This is a genomic window from Hoylesella oralis ATCC 33269, from assembly GCF_000185145.2.
Taxonomy (GTDB): domain Bacteria; phylum Bacteroidota; class Bacteroidia; order Bacteroidales; family Bacteroidaceae; genus Prevotella; species Prevotella phocaeensis.
Genome location: NZ_GL833118.1, coordinates 241212 through 264330, shown reverse-complemented (window position 1 = coordinate 264330; position 23119 = coordinate 241212). Strand labels below are relative to the sequence as shown.

The 23119-nt window shown below is 48.7% G+C and carries 22 protein-coding genes; 12 read left to right on the top strand and 10 right to left on the bottom strand.

Going from position 1 to position 23119, the window contains the following annotated elements; all coding sequences use genetic code 11:
* Positions 1-31: 31 nt before the first annotated feature.
* Positions 32-1138, top strand: a complete 1107-nt coding sequence (gene ald, locus HMPREF0663_RS02715) for an alanine dehydrogenase (RefSeq protein WP_036875747.1) — start codon at positions 32-34, stop codon at positions 1136-1138.
* 378 nt (positions 1139-1516) lie between these two features.
* Here ald and HMPREF0663_RS02710 read toward each other — a convergent pair whose 3' ends face one another.
* From HMPREF0663_RS02710 to xseA, 7 genes are all read right to left on the bottom strand, one after another.
* Positions 1517-3817 carry a GH92 family glycosyl hydrolase gene (locus HMPREF0663_RS02710; protein WP_004368596.1) on the bottom strand — a complete coding sequence of 767 codons (2301 nt, stop codon included), beginning with the start codon at positions 3815-3817 and terminating at the stop codon, positions 1517-1519.
* Positions 3818-3827: 10 nt separating this feature from the next.
* Positions 3828-4613 (bottom strand): basic secretory protein-like protein, encoded by a 786-nt coding sequence (locus HMPREF0663_RS02705; RefSeq protein ID WP_004368595.1) that lies wholly within the window; start codon positions 4611-4613, stop codon positions 3828-3830.
* A gap of 66 nt (positions 4614-4679) precedes the next feature.
* Positions 4680-7022 (bottom strand): GH92 family glycosyl hydrolase, encoded by a 2343-nt coding sequence (locus tag HMPREF0663_RS02700; RefSeq protein WP_004368593.1) that lies wholly within the window; start codon positions 7020-7022, stop codon positions 4680-4682.
* A 21-nt stretch (positions 7023-7043) separates the two neighbouring features.
* Positions 7044-7814 carry a tRNA (guanosine(46)-N7)-methyltransferase TrmB gene (gene trmB, locus HMPREF0663_RS02695; protein ID WP_004368591.1) on the bottom strand — a complete coding sequence of 257 codons (771 nt, stop codon included), beginning with the start codon at positions 7812-7814 and terminating at the stop codon, positions 7044-7046.
* A gap of 229 nt (positions 7815-8043) precedes the next feature.
* Positions 8044-9060, bottom strand: coding sequence for a branched-chain amino acid aminotransferase (locus tag HMPREF0663_RS02690; protein ID WP_004368590.1), 1017 nt, complete (start codon positions 9058-9060; stop codon positions 8044-8046).
* A gap of 126 nt (positions 9061-9186) precedes the next feature.
* The gene (gene xseB / locus HMPREF0663_RS02685; RefSeq protein ID WP_004368589.1) at positions 9187-9378 is read right to left on the bottom strand and encodes an exodeoxyribonuclease VII small subunit; all 192 of its coding nucleotides are present in this window, start codon (positions 9376-9378) and stop codon (positions 9187-9189) included.
* A gap of 46 nt (positions 9379-9424) precedes the next feature.
* Positions 9425-10729, bottom strand: a complete 1305-nt coding sequence (gene xseA / locus HMPREF0663_RS02680) for an exodeoxyribonuclease VII large subunit (RefSeq protein ID WP_187115901.1) — start codon at positions 10727-10729, stop codon at positions 9425-9427.
* 156 nt (positions 10730-10885) lie between these two features.
* On the opposite strand from xseA, the gene HMPREF0663_RS02675 reads away from it, so the two are divergent.
* The 9 genes from HMPREF0663_RS02675 (at position 10886) to HMPREF0663_RS02635 (ending at position 18996) form a co-directional block, all read left to right on the top strand.
* Positions 10886-12259: an MATE family efflux transporter gene (locus HMPREF0663_RS02675; RefSeq protein WP_004368587.1), complete on the top strand. Its 1374-nt coding sequence runs from the start codon at positions 10886-10888 to the stop codon at positions 12257-12259.
* Entirely contained in the window at positions 12246-12875 is a 630-nt protein-coding gene (locus HMPREF0663_RS02670; RefSeq protein WP_004368586.1) for a cytidylate kinase-like family protein, read from the top strand. The genes HMPREF0663_RS02675 and HMPREF0663_RS02670 overlap by 14 nt, the downstream gene beginning before the upstream one ends.
* Positions 12876-12904: 29 nt before the next feature.
* On the top strand, positions 12905-13402 hold the full coding sequence (locus HMPREF0663_RS02665) for a metallophosphoesterase family protein (RefSeq protein WP_004368585.1): 498 nt from the start codon (positions 12905-12907) through the stop codon (positions 13400-13402).
* 101 nt (positions 13403-13503) lie between these two features.
* Positions 13504-14652, top strand: a complete 1149-nt coding sequence (gene rfbB / locus HMPREF0663_RS02660) for a dTDP-glucose 4,6-dehydratase (RefSeq protein WP_004368584.1) — start codon at positions 13504-13506, stop codon at positions 14650-14652.
* A 10-nt stretch (positions 14653-14662) separates the two neighbouring features.
* Positions 14663-14983: a hypothetical protein gene (locus HMPREF0663_RS02655; protein WP_004368583.1), complete on the top strand. Its 321-nt coding sequence runs from the start codon at positions 14663-14665 to the stop codon at positions 14981-14983.
* The gene (purT, locus tag HMPREF0663_RS02650) at positions 14980-16140 is read left to right on the top strand and encodes a formate-dependent phosphoribosylglycinamide formyltransferase (protein WP_016665545.1); all 1161 of its coding nucleotides are present in this window, start codon (positions 14980-14982) and stop codon (positions 16138-16140) included. Before HMPREF0663_RS02655 ends, purT begins: the two co-directional genes overlap by 4 nt.
* A 245-nt stretch (positions 16141-16385) precedes the next feature.
* On the top strand, positions 16386-16820 hold the full coding sequence (locus HMPREF0663_RS02645) for a sugar 3,4-ketoisomerase (RefSeq protein WP_004368579.1): 435 nt from the start codon (positions 16386-16388) through the stop codon (positions 16818-16820).
* Positions 16798-17769: a GNAT family N-acetyltransferase gene (locus HMPREF0663_RS02640; RefSeq protein WP_004368578.1), complete on the top strand. Its 972-nt coding sequence runs from the start codon at positions 16798-16800 to the stop codon at positions 17767-17769. The genes HMPREF0663_RS02645 and HMPREF0663_RS02640 overlap by 23 nt, the downstream gene beginning before the upstream one ends.
* A gap of 108 nt (positions 17770-17877) precedes the next feature.
* Positions 17878-18996 carry a DegT/DnrJ/EryC1/StrS family aminotransferase gene (locus HMPREF0663_RS02635; RefSeq protein ID WP_004368577.1) on the top strand — a complete coding sequence of 373 codons (1119 nt, stop codon included), beginning with the start codon at positions 17878-17880 and terminating at the stop codon, positions 18994-18996.
* Positions 18997-19027: 31 nt separating this feature from the next.
* Here the strand turns inward: HMPREF0663_RS02635 and HMPREF0663_RS02630 are convergent, their stop codons facing one another.
* From HMPREF0663_RS02630 to HMPREF0663_RS02620, 3 genes are read right to left on the bottom strand one after another with little or no spacing between them, the layout of a single operon-like run.
* The gene (locus HMPREF0663_RS02630) at positions 19028-20239 is read right to left on the bottom strand and encodes an outer membrane beta-barrel protein (RefSeq protein ID WP_004368576.1); all 1212 of its coding nucleotides are present in this window, start codon (positions 20237-20239) and stop codon (positions 19028-19030) included.
* Entirely contained in the window at positions 20236-20778 is a 543-nt protein-coding gene (locus HMPREF0663_RS02625; protein ID WP_004368575.1) for an RNA polymerase sigma factor, read from the bottom strand. The genes HMPREF0663_RS02630 and HMPREF0663_RS02625 overlap by 4 nt, the downstream gene beginning before the upstream one ends.
* The gene (locus tag HMPREF0663_RS02620) at positions 20775-21386 is read right to left on the bottom strand and encodes a DUF4840 domain-containing protein (protein WP_231375182.1); all 612 of its coding nucleotides are present in this window, start codon (positions 21384-21386) and stop codon (positions 20775-20777) included. Before HMPREF0663_RS02620 ends, HMPREF0663_RS02625 begins: the two co-directional genes overlap by 4 nt.
* 118 nt (positions 21387-21504) lie before the next feature.
* Between HMPREF0663_RS02620 and HMPREF0663_RS02615 the strand changes: the two genes are divergently transcribed.
* Both HMPREF0663_RS02615 and HMPREF0663_RS02610 read left to right on the top strand, forming a co-directional pair.
* Positions 21505-22131: a hypothetical protein gene (locus HMPREF0663_RS02615; protein WP_004368573.1), complete on the top strand. Its 627-nt coding sequence runs from the start codon at positions 21505-21507 to the stop codon at positions 22129-22131.
* Positions 22132-22152: 21 nt separating this feature from the next.
* Complete coding sequence (locus HMPREF0663_RS02610; RefSeq protein ID WP_004368572.1) at positions 22153-23046, top strand: hypothetical protein; 894 nt, start codon at positions 22153-22155, stop codon at positions 23044-23046.
* Positions 23047-23119: the final 73 nt, after the last annotated feature.

Here is a 23119-nt window from a genome sequence, read left to right as displayed (position 1 = left end):
AAGATAAACCATTTAAAGCATAAAGTTTATGATGAAAATAGGTATTCCAAAAGAAATCAAGAACAATGAAAACCGCGTAGGCATGACGCCCGCGGGAGTTGCCGAACTTATCAGGCACGGCCATCAGGTTTTAGTACAGCATACGGCTGGCGTAGGCAGTGGGTTTAACGACGCCGCATACGAGTCTGTCGGGGCTAAAATAATGCCCTCTATCGAAGAGGTATATGCCGCAGCCGACATGATCGTAAAGGTTAAGGAGCCTATAGAGCCGGAATATCCGCTTATCCGTAAGGATCAGGTGGTATTCACCTATTTCCATTTCGCGTGCGATAAGCCGCTCACCGATGCTATGATTAAGAGCCATGCCGTATGCATCGCCTACGAAACGGTAGAAAAGGCCGACCATTCGCTGCCTCTTCTTATACCCATGAGCGAAGTGGCGGGCCGAATGGCAGCGCAAAACGGTGCCTATTACCTTCAAAAAACCAAGGGCGGAAAGGGTAAACTCATGGCTGGAGCGCCGGGAGTAATGCCGGCTAAAGTGCTTGTATTGGGCGGCGGAACCGTAGGAGAGGCCGCTGCAAGGATCGCGGCAGGCATGGGTGCCGACGTTATCATTACCGATATCTCGCTGCCCAAGCTGAAACAACTTGCCGCATACATGCCGCCTAACGTGCATACTCTTTATTCTTCGGAGCACAACATCCGCCAACAACTGCACGATGTCGACGTTGTAATCGGCTCGGTGCTGGTTCCCGGCGATGCTGCACCGCACCTTATCACGCGCGATATGCTCGGTCTGATGGAACCGGGAACGGTGCTCGTCGATGTTGCCATAGACCAAGGAGGCTGCTTCGAGACGTCTCATCCGACCACGCACAGCGATCCTACGTATATTACAGACGGCATATTGCATTACGCAGTGGCCAATATACCGGGCGCAGTTCCCAATACGTCGACCATAGCGCTAACGAATGCTACGCTCAGATATGCCATCCAACTGGCCGACAAGGGCTGGAGACAGGCTTGCAAAGACGATCCGGCACTCATGAAAGGCGTAAACATGGCCGACGGCAAGGTAACCTACGAGGCCGTGGCCAAAGTTTGGGGACTGGAATACACACCGCTTGTTTTGTAAGAGAGATATATAAAGGGCGACTCCACAACTGCTTGTCGCCCACCGTCTTATTGCGATAAGGCGGCTGAAGGGGTGACCTGAGATAAGCAACCAAACAAGTTATCAGGATTATACGGCTTATCCTCGTCACCCTATTTTATGCTCTGCCGCTTTTTCCTATCAAAAGCAAGTGCGTTTTTCTTGTACCTTGTTCACCCATTCATCTGGGAGAAATGATAAAAGACGAGATAGAAACGAGAGATAAATGCACGGTATAAGACCGTTACAACTATTGCATAACGGGCTTAAACCGTGCATTTACCTTGATTGAACCATACCTTTATCTCCCTTGCATGCCATTGGCAGGCAAAGTTGTTACGGCCTGCGACAGTGCAAGAATTACCGTGCGGTCGACAAAGAGGGTGCGATATCTTCCGTTCGCACGGCCCACCGACGGTTCGGTTTGGTACTCATAACGAAATGAAGGTCGATGCCTTTCTGCACGTCATCCCATGTAAGATACGATTTCGAGTAAGGTTTACCGTTCACATACACTTTATTTATATATACCGCCTTGCGGTTCCAGCCCTTCGTTGTCATGCGAATATGGTTGCCGTTGCTCATGGTTACGTCTATTGCAGGCAATGCCGGCGAGCCTATGTTGTAGTATCCGCTTGCCGGAGCCACGGGGTATATGCCTATACAATTGAAGATATACCACGCCGACATCTGCCCGCAATCGTCGTTTCCGCATAGAGAAGCGGGCGTATTCCCATAGAATCGGTCGGCTATTTCGCGCACTCGTCGCTGACACTTCCACCCTTCACCGATGTAATTATAAAGGTATGTCACATGATGGCATGGCTCATTGCCGTGCCAATAGGCCCCTATGCGCCCGTGGATATCATGTGCACCCGGGATATCCTGTGGGAGTATCAGCGTAAAGAGCGAATCCAAACGGGCACGAAACAGATCTCTGCCCATCAAATCTATCAGTCCTTGCACATCGTGCGGTACCGTCCAATGATACTGCACGGTAAATCCTTCGGTAATATCTCCCCAGCCGTTCACCGATCCGGGGCCCTGATAAGCCACCGGAGCAAAAGGTGTACGCCACGTACCGTCGGTTGCTCGTCCACGCATATACTTGGTTTCGGGATCGAAAAGGTTCCGGTAATTAAGCGCACGTTTAAGGAAGAAGTCTGCCGTTTGGACTTTTCCCAGTGCTTTTGCAGCCTTATAAATGGCATAGTCGTCGTATGCATACTCGAGAGTCTTAGAGACTGACTCCTGTTCTTTGTCATATGGCACGTATCCTTTGGCATTGTAATCGGTCAATCCGTCGTAGTTACGGTTCATAGCCGTGGCAACCATGGCATCGAGAGCCCGCTCGCGGTCGAAACCTTTCACCCCTTTACAGATCATATCTGCAAGCACCGACACGGCATGATAGCCTATCATGCACCACGTTTCGTTACTTCCGAACGACCAAAACGGCAGCATTCGTTCCACACTTTTATCGTAATGAGCCAGCAAAGAGTTAGCTACATCGGCCTGAACATCTTGGTGTACGAGGTTCATCAGCGGATGCTGGGCACGATAGGTATCCCACAGAGAGAACACGCTGCGGTTGGTAAAGCCGTTTTCATGCTCCACATTCTTGTCCAACCCGCGGTATCTGCCGTCGGCATCGTCGTAGACAAACGGGCACAGGGCGGCATGATAAGCCGACGTATAGAACGTTTCTTTCTGCTCAGGCGTGCCCTCTATGCGGTATTTCGACAACTCTTTTTCCCACTTATCCTCGGCAAGTTGCCTCAACGAGTCGAAGGTCTTGCCCTGCAATTCCTGCAAGTTGAGCTTGGCACCGGCGGTACTTATGCCCGATATGGCCGTCTTCACGGTAATCTGTTCGCCCTCTTCGGTATTGAAAGAAGCCGTGAACACGAGCCCTTGTCCCCATGCCTCGCGGTTACTCCTGAACCGGTTACCGTTATAAACCACAGGCTTTTTGTTCTGATAAACCATGAACTGTCGGAACGGTTTGGAGAATATAGCCGTGAAATAAATATGGCGTTCCGGCCCCCACCCTTGTATCAAGCGGTAACCGGTAATAGTGCTATCGTTCTCAACCCGTATGTTTGACCACGCACAACGTTGCCACAACGTATGTTGGAAGTCGATCAACACGAACGATTCCGACGACTTAGGATAAGTAAATCGCAAGATACCGCTCCTAAGCCCTGCGGTCATCTCGGCTTTTACGCCGTAATCGAGCAGATGCACGGCATAATATCCGGGGGTGGCCCGTTCGTCTTCGTGCCTGAACCTGCTGCGATAACCGCTGTCGGGCGCCTCATCGGTACCGGCATCCAGCCTGACTATGCCCGTTCCGGGCATAAACAAGAAGTCGCCCATATCGGGAATACCCGTACCGCTAAGATGGGTTAACGAAAATCCCTGTATGCTCTGTCGGTTCCATTTGTAGCCCGAAGCCGCATCGTAAAAGTGTTCGTCGGTGTCGGGACTTATCTGTATGCCTCCGAAAGGTATCTGCGCACCCGGGTAAACGTTGCCGTAGCCGTCGGTACCCACAAAAAGATTGACGTACGAAACGAGTTTCCGTGGTTGCTGTTCAGGCTTGGCAACGGCGCCGAGTGCTACGGCAAGCGTCAATATAAGAAAGATATGTCGGTTCATGTCGATAGGTTTATTTCTTGATATCGCCCACTGCGAGCTGGTATTCCTGCCATAGTTTGTCCATTGTATAGTCATTGCCGAGAGCGTACTGCACGGCTCCGTCCCACGACCACGGCACCACTTCGAGCGTCGAACGGTTCATCTTGCGCAGAAAGTCCTTATCTTTATGCTCGCGAACCCAATTGAAAAAGTAGCCCGTATGGCGATATGCGTCCTTATAACTGCCTCCCTTGGGCCGGTCTTTCTCGCCGTGAAAGCCGTTGCAAGCTACTCTTACGGCATCTGCCATGCCCTCTATGAAGGCCCAAAAGGTGCGGTTGTTACCGTAACTGCCTATGCCTTGCGGCTCTAACTGAAAGGCATGAGTAAGTTCGTGCAGCAATACACCGCGCGTTTCAAAGTCGACTCGCGCCGTATCATGGTGCTCGAAAGAACGTTTCACATGGCGTGTACTGTAGAAAATGCTTACATCTCCGCCTCCTCCATCCTTCGCCGAAATGCCGTCTACATCCTCTATAGTGTAACGAAGCGTACGACATGGCGGAATACTATCGTGCGGAGAGAAGTACAAGGTTTGCAATACAGTGCGGGCAACCGCACGGATATACGCATCCGGATCGGGGATAATCGAGTGATAGATGCGCGAGCCTTCGGTATCAGGCGCCTTGTCTAAGAAGATTATACGGCCCATGTATCGGTCGTACATCATGGATGTATCGGCCTTAGATGTACCGTTTATACGACCTGACTGCCGCATGGAGCCGCACGAAACAAGCAATACTGCGCAAACAGTCATGAGGACTGCTGCCGGAAGAGAGTGTTTCATAGAGTTTTACCTGTTGATTATATGATTATGAAATGTTTATTCTCCCACGGTCATAGAATAGGGTTTGTCTTCACGGGCCAAGCCTCTTTTCCTGTTGGGTTTGCTGCCCATCGTAAATTCGAGCGTGCACCCGCGGAGCAATTCGGCATGGGTAACGTAGAGTTTCGTATAAGGTTTGCCATTCATCTTCACGCTCTGCACGTAACAGTTCTTGTCGCTAACCCTGTTGGCCCTGACGACCAGCTGCTTTCCATTGGGCAACGTCACATTCATATAGGGCATATAAGGCGCTCCGAGCACATATTGATCGCTGCCGGGGCATACGGGATAGAAGCCCAGAGCGGTAAAAATGTACCACGCGGACATCTGTCCACAGTCGTCATTCCCACCAAGTCCGCGTATCATATTGCGATACATCTTGTTCATAATGCCCCTCAAACGGCGTTGGGCGGTCCATGGAGCCGACGTCCATGCATAAAGATACGGCACATGATGGCTGGGTTCGTTGCCGTGCACATAACCTCCGACGAGGCAATCTGCCGTTATATCCTCGTTATCCTTATAATATACCGCCGGTAGATCCATTTCGAAAAGCTCGTCGAGCTTCTTCAAAAAGGCTTGTTCGCCACCCATAACGCCGATAAGACCATAGACATCCTGCGGTACATGGAACGAGAAGTTCCACGAGTTGCCCTCTATAAAACCCTCGTTATAGGTCTGAAACGGATCAAAGTCTTTCTTAAAACTGCCGTTGGCATAACGGGGAACGGCGAAACCCACGGCAGGATCGAACGTATTGCGATAGTTCAAGGCACGACGGGCAAACTGTTCGGCAATGCCAGTGCGCCTCTCTTTCAGAGCTGCGGCATAGATTGTCCAGTCGTCGAAGGAATATTCGAGCGTGTTGGATGCCGCGGTCGCATCGTGATCATAGGGAGCATAGCCCAACTTCATATACTCTTTAAGACCGGCGAAACGAGGCCATGTAGCCGTAGAAACCATTGCCTCGAAGGCCTCGTTCTTATCGATAGGGGCGCCTTTCACGATGGCATCCGCCAATACCGTAACGGCATGATAGCCCGTCATGCACCATCCTTCGTTGCCCATAAGGCTCCATACCGGCAACACATGGTGCACACTCTGCCGCCAATGGGCCATCATAGACTTCACCATATTAGTGTTACGGTCGGTTTTCAGTAGGTTTAGCAGCGGATGTTCGGCACGATAAGTGTCCCAGAGCGAGAAAACGGTGTAGTTATCGAAATCGGTTGCCTCGTGAATATTGCCGTCGAGCCCGCGATATTTCCTGTCTACATCCATATAAATCGATGGATTTATCATCGTATGATATAACGAAGTGTAGAGCATAACCTTCTGGTCATCGGTGCCGTGGCAGTCTATTATGCCGAGTTCACGCTGCCAAGAAGCCCGCGTGGCGGTATACACGTCTTCGAAACTCATGCCGCCGACCTCGGCTGCAAGGTTCTTTCGTGCCCCTTCGGTGCTCACTGCAGAGAGGGCGACCTTTACGGTTAACGCCTGCGAACGGCTGTTATCGAAGTTGAAATAGGCCACTACATCGCGCCCGCCTATCTCGGGGAAGTCGTGATAAAGGTCGAACTTACGCCAAAAGCCTTGGTATTTAGGGCGCTTCCTGTCACGGTATCCGTAAGACAGAATGGGCTTATTGAACGAGATGGCGAAGTATGTATAGCCGGTACGAGCCCATCCGTTAGTGATACGATAGCCGGTTATCAGCGTATCATCCTCTATCCGTAAGCTGCTCCACAGCACTTTACCATCGTAATTGTATATGCCATGCAGCAGATCAAGTATCAGACGGGCGTCTTGTCCCTGCGGAAAAGTGTACTTATGCACACCCACTCGCGGTGTTGCAGTAAGCTGAACACGCACGTTGTTATCGGAGAGAGTAACCTCGTAATACCCTGCCGAGGCCTTTTCGGTGGCATGCAAGTAGCGCGAACGATAGCCTTTATCGGGCTCGGATGCCGTGCCCGGCGTTAACAGAAGTCGACCTGTCTGCGGCATAAGCATCACATCGCCGAGGTCGGAGTGCCCCGTACCGCTCAAATGAGTATGGCTGAAGCCCACAATCGTGGGATCGTGATACTGATACCCCGCACAATAAGCGTACACGTTTCCTTGGTATTTGCCATCCACATTGTGGGGAATGGTGTCGGTTTCCGGACTCAATTGCACCATTCCGAACGGTGCACAAGCTCCCGGGAAGGTATGTCCCATGCCATCGGTTCCTATCAACGGGTTTACAAAAGAGGTAACATCCTTGCGGTTCTGTGCCCGCACAGCAGCGGTACACAAGACGAATACCGCTGCAAGAAGAGCCAAATTAGTTTTCATTATGGTATATGTGTGGTTGATTTATCTACCGGTTTCGAGGCTGCTACGCTTCGAACGATGGTAGCTACGGTACTCATCGAGGGGTATATCCACATCGGGTTCCGTAAGCATACCGGCATGCGGAAGGCGGAACTTCTGATACTTAATGTTCAAACCCCGTTCTATCCACATGCTTTCATAATAGGTCTGAATGGAGAGTATCTTGGATGTTTCGGCATCGAGCCCATCGGTTTGATACAGATTATCGGTGCGGAAGAGCAACGGGAGCGTATTTCCATCGACCATATACGAGGTGTATGTAAAGAGAAAATTGGAGTCTGTCTTTAAATGAACAATGCCTCCGTCGACCATAAAGCGGCGATATCGCTCCATAAAATAGGTAGAAGTGAGGCGTTTGCGGGCATTCTTCATCTGCGGATCGCTAAAGGTTAACCATATTTCCTGCACTTCATTGGGGGCGAAGAAGCGGTCGATAAGCTCGATATTCGTACGCAGGAACGCCACATTTTTCAACCCCTGTTCCAACGCAAACTTAGCTCCGTTCCACATACGTGCCCCCTTTATGTCTATTCCGATGAAGTTCACGTCGGGATAGAGCTTAGCTAAACCCACGGTATATTCCCCTTTTCCGCAGCCGAGTTCGAGCACTATCGGGTTCGGGTTGCCGAAATATTGCTCACGCCAATGCCCTTTCATGGTGAAAGGCACGCTTTGTATCACGGAAAACGGGTATTGGAACACATTGCTGAAGGTATTCATTTCAGCGAATTTAGCTAATTTTCCCTTGCTCATAGTTATTAGTCAGTGAGATAAAATAACGGCTGTGCCATACACGACGGTGCAGCCTATCTTTTGCAAAGGTAATGCAAATCATCCACAATACAAAAAGTTAGCAGAAAAAGATATACTGCCTGTCGATATCAGGCAATATATATATCGCCGACAGGCATACCATTTATCGGCGATAAACAATAGGCCTGCCGGCGACGAAGCGAAAAAGGAAATCAGGAAAAGAGGTTTTCTACCCGATTACAACCGTAGTCCAATGATGCACGTCGGGCTCTGTTCCGTACTGTATGCCCCGCAAATGGTTGTAGAGTTTGGTAGATATAGGACCGGGATTTGGCCCGAAATCGTAGCGTTTCCCTGTGTCTAAGTCGTCTATATAGCTAATCGGACTGATCACTGCGGCCGTTCCACATGCGCCAGCCTCATCGAATGTGGCAAGTTCTTCTTCGGGTATCTGCCGACGCTCCACCTTCATACCGAAGTCTTCTGCCAGTTGCATCAGGCTTTTGTTGGTAATAGAAGGCAGGATAGACGTGCTCTTCGGCGTAACATAAGTGTTGTTCTTTATGCCGAAGAAGTTAGCTGCACCACACTCGTCTATATACTTTTTCTCTTTTGCATCGAGGTAAAATTCGCACGCGTAGCCCTTTTCATGAGCAATAGAATTGGCTTTCAGAGAGGCTGCATAGTTGCCGCCCACTTTATAGATACCCGTTCCGAGCGGAGCAGAGCGGTCGTAATCGCGGATGATAACATAGGGATTGCTCGCAAATCCGCCCTTGAAATAAGGGCCAACCGGTGTAACAAAGATAAGAAACATGTACTCATCGGACGGATGTACACCCACTTCGGCACTCGTACCGATGAGCAACGGACGGATATAAAGCGTGGCTCCGCTCTCGTAGGTGGGCACGTATTCCTGATTAAGCCGTACCACTTTCGTTACCATCTCCATAAACAATTCACTCGGAACCTCGGGCATAAGGATGCCGCGGCATGTAGATTGCAAACGTAGGGCATTCTCATCCATGCGGAACACACGCACCCTGCCATCAGGACACCGATAGGCTTTCAGTCCTTCGAATGCCTCCTGCCCGTAATGCAAACAGGTTGCAGCCATGTGAAGTTTAAGGTATTCGTCTGAACAAACCTCTATCTCGCCCCACTTTCCGTTGCGATAACAGCAACGAACATTATAATCTGTCGGCAGATAACCGAACGACAGATTAGACCAATCTAAATCTTTCATAACGTTATTTCTTTAACACAATATCATTATCATCTATTGCAAAATTACAAATAAATATGTAATATCGCAATTATTTTGTTCGTTTTACGGTGATATCATCACAAAACATGCACATTTTGTGTATAATCATTCATTATCGAGTATCTTTTTTATCTCCGCATCAGCTTTCGTCAATTTGTCTTTGCATTGCTTGATAAGCCTCTGAGCCACCTTGAGTTGCCCGCTCATCTGGTCGATGTCGAGTTCGTCGTTCTCCATTTTAGCCACGATATCTTCCAGTTGTTTTACCGCTTCTTCGTAGTTCAATTCCTTTGTCATGGGTACATCTTTATTTATATGGGGGCAGTCTGCGCCCGTTATCGTTCTATTCTTCGGCCTTTACCACCGACCTCACCGAGCCGTGTTCCACCTTTGTTTCTATCTCGTCGCCTACTCTCAAACTACGTACATCGCGCAACAGTTTGCCGTTGTGCAGCGTTATACTGTAGCCTTTTCGCAATAATATGTCGGGATTTACGGCATCTGTCCGCTGTACAAGCATCTCCAACCTATGATATTCGGCCGTTATACGTCGACGAACCGATGGAAACAAAGCCGCCGAAAGCATGTCTAAATGATGTTTCTCGGCCGTCAGATGCCGGTTCATGGCCGATACAGTGCGCATGAACAAACTGTTCAAGCGAGCCGTTTGCGATACCTTGACTGCCGAAAACAGGATAGGAATTTTATTGGAAAGGGCGTTCAGCCGTAATTTTTCGTGCTCCATACGTCGGCGCACATAGCTTACGATTTGGCTGCGGGCGTCTTCTACCCTTGCAAGAACCTCTGCCAAATGACCGATAAGATATGCTGCAGCAGCGGTAGGAGTCTTTACACGGGCGTAAGACACCATATCCAACACGCTTTCATCGCGCTCATGACCTATTCCGGTGATGATGGGAAGGGGGAAATTGGCCACGTTTTCTGCCAATGCCAAGGTATCGAAACCGCTCAAATCGCTGGTGGCGCCGCCGCCACGTATAATCACTACGACATCGAAATCGTCGATACGTTCGTTGATGGCATTCAGTGCAGCAATGATACTCTGCTCTACCTGCTCGCCTTGCATCACTGCCTGAAAGAGCTCGATGTCGAAATGCAGGCCGTATTCGTTGCATTCAAGCTGGTTGCAAAAGTCGCCATAGCCCGCTGCATTGGCACTCGACACCACTGCTATGCGCTGTGCAAACATGCCGAGCACGAGTTCTTTCTGCAGTTCGAATACACCCTCGCGCTTCAATACGGTTATTATTTCCTGCCTTTTCCGTGCCATATCGCCCATCGTATAGGCAGGATCGATGTCGGTAACAATCCATGCAAAGCCGTAAGCAGCATGGAAATCGGCATGTACTTTCAGCATTATTTTCAGTCCGGCGTGCATTCTTTGTTTGGTAATGCGTTCGAAATGCGGACGTATCTGCATCCATTTGGTTTTCCAGCACTTGGCTGTAGCCTTGGCGACAGGCGTATTCGAGAAAGGTTCTTTCTGTATCAGCTCCATATAGCAGTGCCCCCTGACCTCGTGGATCTCTGCCAATTCCGCCTCTACCCAATACTCATCGGGCATAGAAGCGGCTATAGTATCGCTTACAAGCTGATTAAGTTCGTATAATGTAACGGCCTTTCGCATCTGATAGACATATTGTTTATCGAATGCAAAAATACGATATAATATCGAGAAACGGCAATTTAGCAGGGTGTTTTTGTACATTTATTCGGCATTTACGGGGAGCTTATGAAATAAATTTCGTACTTTTGTGGCAGTTAATGCCGTATGATTTTCTGAATGGATAATAAAACTGCTACACTCGAACTGGGCACCAAACCTGTGGGTTCGCTGCTTGTACAATACGCATTACCTGCGATTGTCGCCATGACAGCGGCCTCTCTCTACAACATGATCGACCGTATGTTTATCGGACAAGTTGTAGGTCCCATGGCTATATCGGGCCTCACGATCACTTTCCCATTAATGAATCTTGCCGCAGCCTTTGGGGCTGCTGTCGGTGTAGGTGCCTCCACAGCCATTTCGGTGAAGCTCGGACAGAAAGATTACAGTACGGCTGAGCATCTTTTAGGTAACACCGTAACGCTGAATTTGATTGTCGGATTGTCGTTCGGCATAATATGTCTCATCTTTCTCGATCCCATCTTGCGCTTCTTCGGAGCCAGTAACGATACGTTACCTTATGCACGTAGCTTCATGGAAGTGATACTCTCGGGCAACGTTTTCTCACATATGTACTTCGGAATGAATGCTGTTTTGCGCGCTGCAAGCAAGCCCCGTCATGCAATGTTCGCCACTATGTTCACGGTAGCCATGAACATCTTGCTCGACATTATATTTATATGGTGGTGGCACTGGGGCATCCGAGGGGCGGCATTCGCCACGGTTATATCTCAAATATTGGCTTTGAGTTGGCAAATGAAGTTATTCAGTAACAAACAGGAGTTACTTCATCTGAAACGAGGCATATACAAATTGAAGGCTGATCTGGTAAAAAACATCATCGGGATAGGCATCTCACCGTTTCTGATGAATGCATGTGCCTGCATTATAGTTATCTTCATGAACAATCAGTTCGTAAAATATGGAGGCGATATGGCGGTAGGTGCTTACGGTATAGCTAACAGTATTTCGACCATTTTCGTAATGTTTGTGATGGGAATTAACCAAGGTATGCAGCCTATAGCGGGCTACAATTACGGCGCTATGAAATATGAAAGACTGATGGACGTACTGAAATATTCCATCATTGCCGCCACCTTGATCATGACAACGGGCTGGTTGGTGGCGACGTTTCTACCTTATTACTGCGCCAGACTGTTCACTACCGACCAAACACTCATAGCTTTGGCCATCAAAGGCATTCGGATCAACATGCTTGTATTCCCCATCATCGGCTATCAGATGGTAACGACGAACTTCTTTCAGTGCATCGGCAAAGTAAAAATAAGTATCTTCCTCTCGCTGTCGAGGCAGCTCTTGTTTCTGTTACCTCTGCTCATTACGCTTCCTCGTTGGTTCGGACTCGACGGCGTTTGGTATGCCCTGCCGTCGTCAGACTTCACTGCAGCCTTGGTTGCCATGTGGATTATGACGGCATACATCCGTAAATTTAAAGTTCAATTCAAACAAACAACCAATGGAAAACAATAGGAAAATAATCATTAACATAGGCCGGCAGATAGGCAGCGGCGGCAGAGTAATCGCCAAATTGCTTGCAAACGACTTCGGTTGTAAGTTCTATGACCGCGAATTGTTGAACCTTGCAGCCAAGGAAAGTGGCTTTTGTGAGAAGTTTTTCGAGCAAAACGACGAGCGTAAAGGGTTCTTCAAATCGCTTTTCCATCTGCATGCACCGCTGATCGGCGATAATAATTTCTATAACAACAACTTCTCTCAAGAGAGTTTGTTCCGCTTTCAAAGCGACGCAATCCGTAAGGCTGCCGATGAAAGCAGTTGCGTCTTCGTGGGACGTACAGCCGACTATGTGCTGCGAAACTATAAGAATACGGTGAATATCTTTATCACTGCCGACCTTGAAAGGCGCATCCAAGCCGTTTGCAAGCGGCACCAATTCAACGAAGATGCCGCCCGGAAATATATTATCGATCGCGAAGACGAGCGTTCTTCGTACTATAATTATTACACAGGCAAGAAATGGGGGCACAGCGAAAGCTATGATCTTTGCATCAATTCATCCGTTTTAGGCATTGAAGAAACGGAAAAATTCATCGCTACATTCATCAGAAAGAAATTCAACTTGGAATAAATAACCGCGACAAAGCCCTAAAAGCAGCAATGAAAAAGATAGGAATTATCAGCGATACGCACGGCTATTGGGACGACAGATATCTGAAATATTTCGAACCCTGTGATGAGATATGGCATGCAGGTGATATAGGTACGATGGAAATAGCTGAACGGTTGGCCGCTTTCAGGCCTCTGAGAGCGGTGCATGGCAATATAGACGGCGGCGATCTGCGCCGCATGTATCCCGAAATACTGCGCTTCAAATGCGAGGATGTCGATGTACTTATGAAGCATATCGGCGGCTATCCGGGCAATTACGACCGCTCCGTACGGGGCATGATCTATGCTTCTCCGCCTCAACTTTTTATCAGCGGACACTCTCACATCTTAAAGATAAAGTACGATCATACACTGAATTTGCTCCATATAAATCCGGGTGCCGCCGGTATACAGGGCTGGCAGAAGGAACGCACGTTGGTAAGACTGACGATAGAAAGCAACAAATTCACCGATTGCGAGGTTATATTGCTGTCCGACAAGCAATGAACAACATTGCCGGAAAGACAGAATAAGGCCGCCGGAAAATCCATCAAGAAAGGAAAAAGTATTCTCTGAATATAGAATAATCACTAAAATATAAAAAATATATGAAGACTTATCTCGTAACAGGAGGTGCAGGTTTCATCGGTGCAAACTACATTAAGTACCTGTTGAACAAGAAATATCCGACTGAGGATATCAAAATTATCGTGTTAGATGCTTTGACTTACGCCGGCAACCTCGGCACCATCAAGGGCGATATAGACAATAAACGGTGCTTCTTCGTAAAGGGCGACATCCGTGACCGTGCCCTTACCGACCGACTCTTTGCCGATAATGACATCGATTTCGTGGTGAATTTCGCTGCTGAAAGCCATGTAGACCGCTCGATAGAGGATCCTCAATTGTTCTTATCCGTTAATATTCTCGGTACTCAAAACCTGCTCGATGCCGCACGTCGGGCATGGGTAACCGGCAAAGACGCAGAGGGTTATCCCGTTTGGAAGTCGGGCAAGCGGTTTCATCAGGTGGCTACAGACGAGGTATATGGTTCGCTCGGCGCCGAAGGATACTTTACCGAACAGACACCGGTATGCCCTCACAGCCCGTATTCTGCATCGAAAACCAGTGCCGATCTTATCGTCATGGCCTATCACGACACCTATCACATGCCGGTAAGCATCACGAGATGCTCCAACAACTACGGCCCCTACCACTTTCCCGAGAAGCTCATACCACTGATAATCAATAACATTCTCGAAGGTAAACAGTTGCCCGTGTACGGCAAGGGAGACAATATACGCGACTGGTTGTACGTGGAAGACCATTGTAAAGCCATCGACATGGTGGTACGCCAAGGCAAGGAAGGAGAGATATACAACGTGGGCGGCCATAACGAAATGAAGAACATCGACATCGTAAAACTCACCATAAAGACCATACACGACATGATGAGCAGCGACAAAGAGCTGCGCAAGGTGCTGAAAAAGCAAGTGAAAGACGAGCATGGCGATATATCTATTGATTGGATCAACGATAAATTGATTACTTTCGTAGCCGACAGACTGGGGCACGACCAACGCTATGCCATCGATCCCACCAAGATCAAGAACGATTTGGGATGGTATCCGGAAACGATGTTTGCCGAAGGTATCGTCAAGACCATACGGTGGAACCTCGAAAACCAAGCATGGATAAAGGAGGTAACATCGGGAGATTACCGAAAATATTACGAGCAAATGTACGGCAACAGATAACTTATTGCCCATGAATGTGCTTGCTACAGAACTGCAATCGTTCCTTATTCGCTTAGGTAAGGAGCCCGATTGCGTGAACCACAAAGTAGAACATTACATCGAACATATACTCCATTTGCTTTCCGCAGACGACGAACAGGCGCTCAAGAGCTACTTCGGACTCTTCGGAAACGAGCAACTTTCTATCTATACCATTGCCAAGAAACGGGGCGAGGAGCCGGAAACAACGATGGAAAATATCGACCGCAACCTGCACAGACTTGCCGTCACACCCGAATGGCAAACCGTAAAACAGTTCATACACACATCAAAATCCACCGATACCTTATGAAAAAAATCATGCTTTTGGGTTCCGGCGAACTGGGTAAAGAGTTCACCATCGCAGCCAAGAGAGCCGGTCAGTTCGTCATAGCCTGCGACAAATACGACAACGCCCCTGCCATGCAGGTGGCCGATGAGCGCGAAGTATTCGACATGCTCAACGGCGATATGTTGGACGCAGCGGTAAGGAAACACCGCCCCGATATCATCGTACCTGAGATAGAAGCCATCCGCACGGAGCGTCTTTTCGATTTCGAACGCCAAGGCATACAGGTTGTACCGAGCGCACGTGCCGTGAATTTCACCATGAACCGTAAGGCCATACGCGATTTGGCTGCAAAGGAATTGGGATTGCGCACGGCAAAATATTTCTACGCCCGCACCTTCGACGAGTTCAAGAGTGCCGCTCTGAAGATCGGATTTCCCTGTGTTGTCAAACCTTTAATGTCATCCTCGGGCCACGGACAGAGCATCGTACGCGCCGAAGACGAACTACATAAAGCATTCGACAATGCCATGCAAGGCAGTCGGGGCGATGTGAAAGAACTCATCATCGAGGAGTTTATCCGCTTTAAAAGCGAGTTCACGCTGCTCACAGTAACACAAATGAATGGCCCGACACTATTCTGTCCGCCCATCGGACACGTGCAGAAAGGCGGCGATTACCGCGAAAGTTGGCAACCATACCGTATCGATAGCACCGCTTTAAGGCACGCCGAAGACATGGCCTACAAGGTTACAAGGGCGCTCACCGGTGCAGGTATCTGGGGTGTAGAGTTCTTCTTGACCGAAGAGAACGAAGTAATATTCTCGGAACTTTCGCCGCGTCCGCACGATACAGGCATGGTAACGCTGGCACACACCACCAACCTAAGCGAGTTCGAACTCCATTTTCGTGCCGTTATGGGGCTGCCCATCGCCGGTATTCATTTGGAACACAGCGGTTGTTCTGCCGTGGTTCTTGCCAAAGAAGACGCCAACCACGAGCCACGATACAACCTCGTAGATGCCCTGAAAGAAGACTATACCCGCGTTAGGATATTCGGGAAGCCCTCCCAACACGTAGGGCGACGCATGGGAGTAGTACTGTGCTACGGCGAAACAGATGCCGACATGGATGCTCTCAGAGCCAAGGCAAAACGCCTTGCCGATACTGTTATACGCTGAACACGCGCAGTTTTACTCCTTTTCCGATACGCACCGTACGGCCTATCCATACAAAATTCGCCGAACAGGCATACTGCCTATGTCCGACAGACCATCCGCCTATCCTCATTAAACAGGCATTCTATCCCCCTTGCAAAAACACTCTTTTATCCGAAGATACACCGCTATTCGCAAATACAAGACCTATAAAAATCGTTTTTTCTATACTAAAATCGAAAATCTGCGTTATATAATAAACAAACATCATGAGCATATCGGTCGGGAAAATCATAGAACTAACGAAGATAGTCGATCCGAGAGGCAACCTTACAGTGGCCGAAGGAAGCAAGGATATGCCCTTCGATATCAAACGGACATATTGGATATACGACATACCGGGCGGGGAGAATCGCGGAGGGCATGCCCATAAGCATTGCTTGGAGTTGATTATAGCGGTGGCAGGCAGTTTCAACGTCACACTCGATAACGGCAAAGAGCGGCGTTCTTACTTGCTCAATCATCCCTATCAAGGGCTGCTTGTCGACACTGGAACATGGAGAACGCTGAACGATTTCTCATCCGGAGCGGTCTGTTTGGTACTGGCTTCTGATCCTTTCTGTGAGGAAGATTACATTCGGGAGTACGATGATTTTCTGACATACATAAGGAATACCGCAAATGTTCGACATCAAAAGATATGATAAAAACACAGATCGAGAGGCGTGGAATGCTTTCGTAGCGCTATCGAAGAACGGCACTTTCCTCTTCGACCGTAGCTACATGGACTATCACAGCGACCGTTTTAAGGATCATTCACTGATGTTCTACCTCAACGGGAAGTTATATGCAGTGCTGCCGGCCAATATAAACGGCGACGCTATACAGTCGCACATGGGGCTCACTTACGGCGGTCTCGTAATGGGAATAGATGCTTCTGCTGCCCGTATCATAACGCTCTTTCAAGAACTCAATGCCTATCTTGCTGCGCAAGGCATCCGCCATATGCTCTACAAATGCGTGCCTTGGGTGTATCATCTTATGCCTGCCGAGGAAGACCTTTATGCCATCTTTCGCACCTGCGACGCACATCTTGCCGCACGAGATATAGGTACCGTTATCGATATGGGGCATCCCTTGCAGTGGAGTTACATGCGCAGACGGGCGTTTAAACGTGCAGTTGCAAACGGTGTAACGGTAAAGAAAAGCAACGATTTCGCAGACTTTTGGCAGATACTCTCCGAAAATCTCAGTCAAAAATACGGCGTAAAGCCCGTACATTCCTTGCAGGAAATAGAATTGCTCGCATCGCGTTTCCCCGACAATATCGCACTCTACTGTGCGTATAAAGACGGACGGACGGTGGCAGGCATCGTGGTTTACGCAACCGAACAGGTTGTCCACACCCAGTACATTGCAGCCAATCCGGAGGGAAAGCGGTGGGGCGCCATCGATGCCATATGCGACTGTCTGATCAATCAAGACTATGCAGACTGCCGATACTTTGATTTCGGCCGCTCTACAGAGGACAGAGGACGCTATCTGAACGAGTCTCTGATCCGTCAAAAGGAGGGGTTCGGCGGTCGCGGACTGTGCTGGGACTGGTACGAGTGGCAAGTCTTTCCTGCCCAACAGATGAAGGATGAGAGGTGAAGGATGGATGTTTTACAGCTTATAACCGCAGAGAGAACGGAGGAAGGAAAAGAAAAGAGCGAGGAGAGATGAGGGAAACGGCAGTGTTAATTAAAACATATACGACCGATGGAACAGTACGATATAGAATATCTTAGCCTGAAACGAGTTACCGAGATGCACCTTGCAGAACTCAAAGAGGCTGTAAACAAGGTGGTTGAAAGCGGATGGTATCTGCGGGGAAACGCCGTAAAAGCGTTCGAAGAAGCCTATGCCGCTTACATCGGAACGCGCTTCTGCGTGAGCTGTGCCAACGGTTTGGATGCGCTGAAACTTATTCTTCGCGCCTATATGGAGATGGGCTGGATGAACGAAGGCGACGAAATAATCGTGCCGGCCAACACCTATATCGCTTCCATTCTCGCCATTTCGGAGTGCCGGCTCGTACCTGTATTGGCGGAACCATGCCCAGATACGTTCAATATAGACGAATCTATCATAGAAAGACATATCACTCGGCGCACTAAGGGCATCATGATCGTGCACCTGTACGGGCGTTGCGCTTTTACCGCACCTATCGGCGAACTGTGCCGGAAGTACGGTCTACGGCTGATAGAAGACAATGCACAGGCGCATGGCTGTACGTTTACCGACGGCAGACATACGGGTTCGCTCGGACATGCTGCAGCTCACAGCTTCTACCCCGGTAAGAATATGGGCGCTATGGGCGATGCCGGAGCCGTTACAACAGACGACACAACGCTGGCAGACACCGTGCGCACGCTCGCCAACTACGGTTCTTCGCGCAAATATGTGTTCACTTATCGGGGCATCAACAGCCGTATGGACGAGCTTCAGGCCGCAGTATTGAACGTGAAACTGAAGTATCTGGATCAGGAGAATGCACGGCGTAAAGAGATTGCACAGTATTATTTGCAGCACATAGAGAACTCTCTATTGACTTTACCCATAGCAAATACGGCCGATAACGTGTGGCATGTCTTCCCTATTCTATGCCATCGGCGCGACCATCTGCAGCATTTTCTGGCCGTAAAGGGTATACAAACCATCGTTCACTACCCCATTCCGCCCCATCGTCAGGCATGTTATCGGGAGTGGAACGACCGCTCTTTCCCCGTTACAGAGAAGATACATCGCGAGGAACTGAGCATTCCATGTAACCAAACGCTTACCGACGAAGAGGTTCAACATATCGTTGCAACGCTCAATGCATACCGGATAGGATAGGAAAAAACAGGAAACAGCGATGCGTTTCTCTTTATTTAACATTGAAACGCAGGCCTACTTGCAGGCTAAAGTTTAGGGGCTTATCCTTGAAGAAGTTCTCCATAGCGCTCCCATTATTAAAGTAATACTTCGCTCCGGGCTCCATATAAGCCCCCAACTGCGGCAATATATTATACTGAATGCCTACAGATGCGTTCATCGACCATTGCATTTTATCCTTATCGATAGTATGATTAACGCCCTCGGTTGTCGTTTTGGCAGCCACGTTCATATCGGCTTCTCCGCCTGCACCGGCATAAACAGCCAATCGTTTATTGCCCCAAATACGGTAATTCAGCGTGAGCGGCACCCCTATATAGTGCAATGTTTGGCGCTTGGTAATACGGTCGGCACCAATAATCTTATCGAAATCCGATGACAGACGGGTATAAACCATGCCCGAAGCAACCGACCAACGGTCGGTTAACCTGTAGCTTACCGACAATCCGAAGGCTATCGGCTGCCGATGATGCGTTTCTTCGTGCGTATCGGCCATATATACCGGCTCGTGTTTAGCATACATCATTCCGGGCTGCGGGGTGGGAATATCGTAAATGCCAATCATGTTTTCAGTCATCATCGTACCGGTACGCCCCTGATAATCGCCCATGGAATTAAAAGCATAGAGGTTCATCGACACCCGTGCTTCTTCGCTCCGGTGCCGCAAGACAGGCTGTCCGTCACCGTTATATATATAAGGTACAGTTTGCAAATACGTACTCTTCTGATGAGAAACAGCATACTCGCTTGAGTCAGGCGGTAGTTCCACAGGTGTTTTCTCTACAGTATTCTGTGCTAAAACAAGCTGTTCGTCCGTACCGTTTACAGGCAATGTTCCCTGCGGTTCTGAAACCTTCGGCGAATAAACGATACCCTTATCGGGAACAGACAGTACGCCTGTGGGCGATAGAGTGCCTGCCTGCGGCCGATACCCCATATTCCTGTCTGCACGATACACGCGGACCGTCTGCCCTGCCTCGCCACCCTGCCGACGCAGAAGCACATAGGCAGTGCCCACAAGCAGCACTACCGCCGCAGCTGCAATCGCCATCCTGCGGCGCAAAGATATGAAGACTGCCCTTTTAGAGCGCCCTCTACCGGCATCGAGCGACTGTTCTATCGCCGCCCACAGACCTTCGTCGACAGGTTCCCGATGGTCTGCCATACGCTTGCGAAGCCGTTCTGTCCAGTCTTTTTCTTTCATATCTTTGTAGTTATTTTATATTCTTCAATCATTTTTGCCAGCATATTCTTGGCTCGGAAGTACTGCGAAGCCGAAGAATTTTCCTTGATACCGAGCAACAGAGCTATCTCCTTATGGCTTTTCTGTTCGAAAACAAAGAGATTGAAAACCGTTCTGTAGCCCACAGGCAACCGCTCTATCATCTGCATTATTACGCTCAGGGGCACATCTTCGGTATCGGGAACATTCTCATCGGGCATATCGGGCATCTCGTCTGTTACCGCGAAATGATGATATCTGCGCAGTTGAGTGAGCGATTCGTTGGCAACTACACGCAATACCCATGCCTTGAGCGAGCCCTCTCCACGGTATTCGAACGCCCCGATACCGGTAAATATCTTTACGAAACTGTCTTGCAGCACGTCTTTTACGGCATCGGCATCGGCCATATAGCGCAACCCTACCGCCATGGCATAGCCCGAATAGCGGTCGTACAGCTCGCGCATGGCCGCCCTGTTTCCCCCGTTTATGGCTTGCAAAAGCTCTTGTTCCGACTTCACTTTGCGCTTCTTCTCGCCGTAGAATTAAACATCAGCGTTTGTTCCTTACCGTAATTCGCCGTCTTCACACCGTCTACAGTGAAACCGATTACCTTCAACAGCACCACGAAACTGCCGTTCTGTTTGTCGTACACGGCCACGGAACCGGTGGCAGCCATCACAACTTCCACCTCATGAGGGGTACCTTCGAGGGTGTAGACAAACGTATAATCGAGCTTTGTTATATTGAAATAGAGCGACGTAGCCGAGTAAGCGGTCTGTATGAAAGGCACTCTATAGGCATCGCCCGCGGCAGATACGGCGGCCGAAGCTACCTCCTCTTTGGTCACGATATTGCTGAGAAGTTCGGTAAGCGGCAAACCTGAGAACTCCAAATGGCTATCTACTTTCAATACGGCCGTGCCCAAATCCCGATTATCGGCCTTCCATTTACCCTCGTATGTGCCGTAGACGCCGCCCGAAGATGCACCGGAGTTGTTATAAATGCCGCCGCCGGTGCCGGTGTCATTATCTTCTACGCCGCAACTTACGGCCACCAAGACGGCCAAAAGCGCCATCAGGCGGAGCGAAAAGGCACATATACCTTTTTTATTTTTACAGTGTTCCATATTCATACGTATTCTATAGCCTGTTTCTATATAGCTAACTGCAAAAATAGAAAATCTTGCATAGAACGATGCAAGATTTTTCTATTCCCTGCGTTTTCCATGTAAAAAAACATTATTCATGATAAACAAACGCACTTTTTTAATTGCATTCGCAGTCTGTTCTGCATACTTTCTTCAGGCGCAAGAAGTTTCCAAGACCGCAATTTCTACTCCCAAGAACGAGTTTTCTATCGGTATAGGCTACTATACCAACCACAAGAGCTTCGACGACATGCCTTCTATGGAGCTCGACAGGAGTAGTCCACTCTACGAATACAATAGCGGTAAATATACTCTCTCCGAGATACGTCAGACCTTGAGCGTAGATATAACCTACCATTATCACCTGTCTAACCATTGGGCATTGGGCGCACAAGCCGCATGGCAGCACACTTACCGACACAGATACGATATTATCTCGAATAATAGAAATGGCTCTTTCCACATGCACAATATCACTTTATTGGCAAGTTGCAGATACTATTACTCTATTGCCCCGATAGAACAATTCTACAGCGGCATAGCCATAGGAGCCACAGACCGCATGTACAAGGGCTTTTACAACACCGGTTTCAGCCACAAGATAAACCCTATCGTGCACGCAACCCTACTTGGTGCGATGGTCGGCAAGCGTCTCTATGGCTACGCCGAGTTTGGAGTAGGGGCATTGGGCGTACTGCGTTGCGGTGCCGGATACAGATTTTAAAACCATAAAAACAAAAAAGTTATGAAAACAAAGATATTGCTTGCGGCACTCGGTTGCCTGCTTTTAACGGGGTGTTGGACATCGGGAGATGACTATCGTGCCACCTCTTCCGGCCGTATAGTATTGAGATATACCGAACAAACGCTCACCTGTTTCACCGATTTGCTGCGTTTTGCCCGACAATTTGGGGAATATATCCGGCAAGATACACCCGAAAAGCGCGATTCGGTGAAAGAACTATACTTTAAATATGCTAAACTTGAAGAGGGAACCGATCCGATGCATAACCAAAAGATATATAACCTTGTTTCGATGAACCGCGACAGCAGACCGTATTACACGGTAACATTCAAAGATTTCGAGAGCAGTACGTGGACTGTCCAAGCATCATCGGGCATCAACGGAGATACCATTTTTTACAATTTGAAAATAAAAGATGCAGACTCGGATACATGGACTATAAGCGAAAGCAATTGTGCTCCGAAGGCGTCTTACTACTTTTCAAACGATGAAAGAAACGCAAATAATGACGACAGAGACGAACCCTATCGGTATGCCTTCAGCTGTACGAACGAAACATGGACCGTAAATTGGGCGGCCAAAAATAATAAATCCTTAGATTTCACCATAGCCGGAAAAGGAACGATGGAAAGCTATAAGACACCCAAACTGAAAATACAATACAACATTACCGAACCCATACGGGTATTGACTGCAGGAGATTTCGGTTCTTGGGTGGAAGATTACAGATATTACAGACAAGACAACAGGTTCACACATTGGCAGGAAGGTACGTTTACTTTGCGAGTTACCGACAATATAGACCATGTGACGGACGATTACAATTTCCGCATACGCCCCGAAAACGTGGTGGACATCTCGTTTAAGGGGTATCAAGATACATATCGCAGATAATACCTACGGTAGTTCGAAGTTCACAATTCATAATTCATAATTGAGCTTCTCTGCATGTATGGAATATCATTAT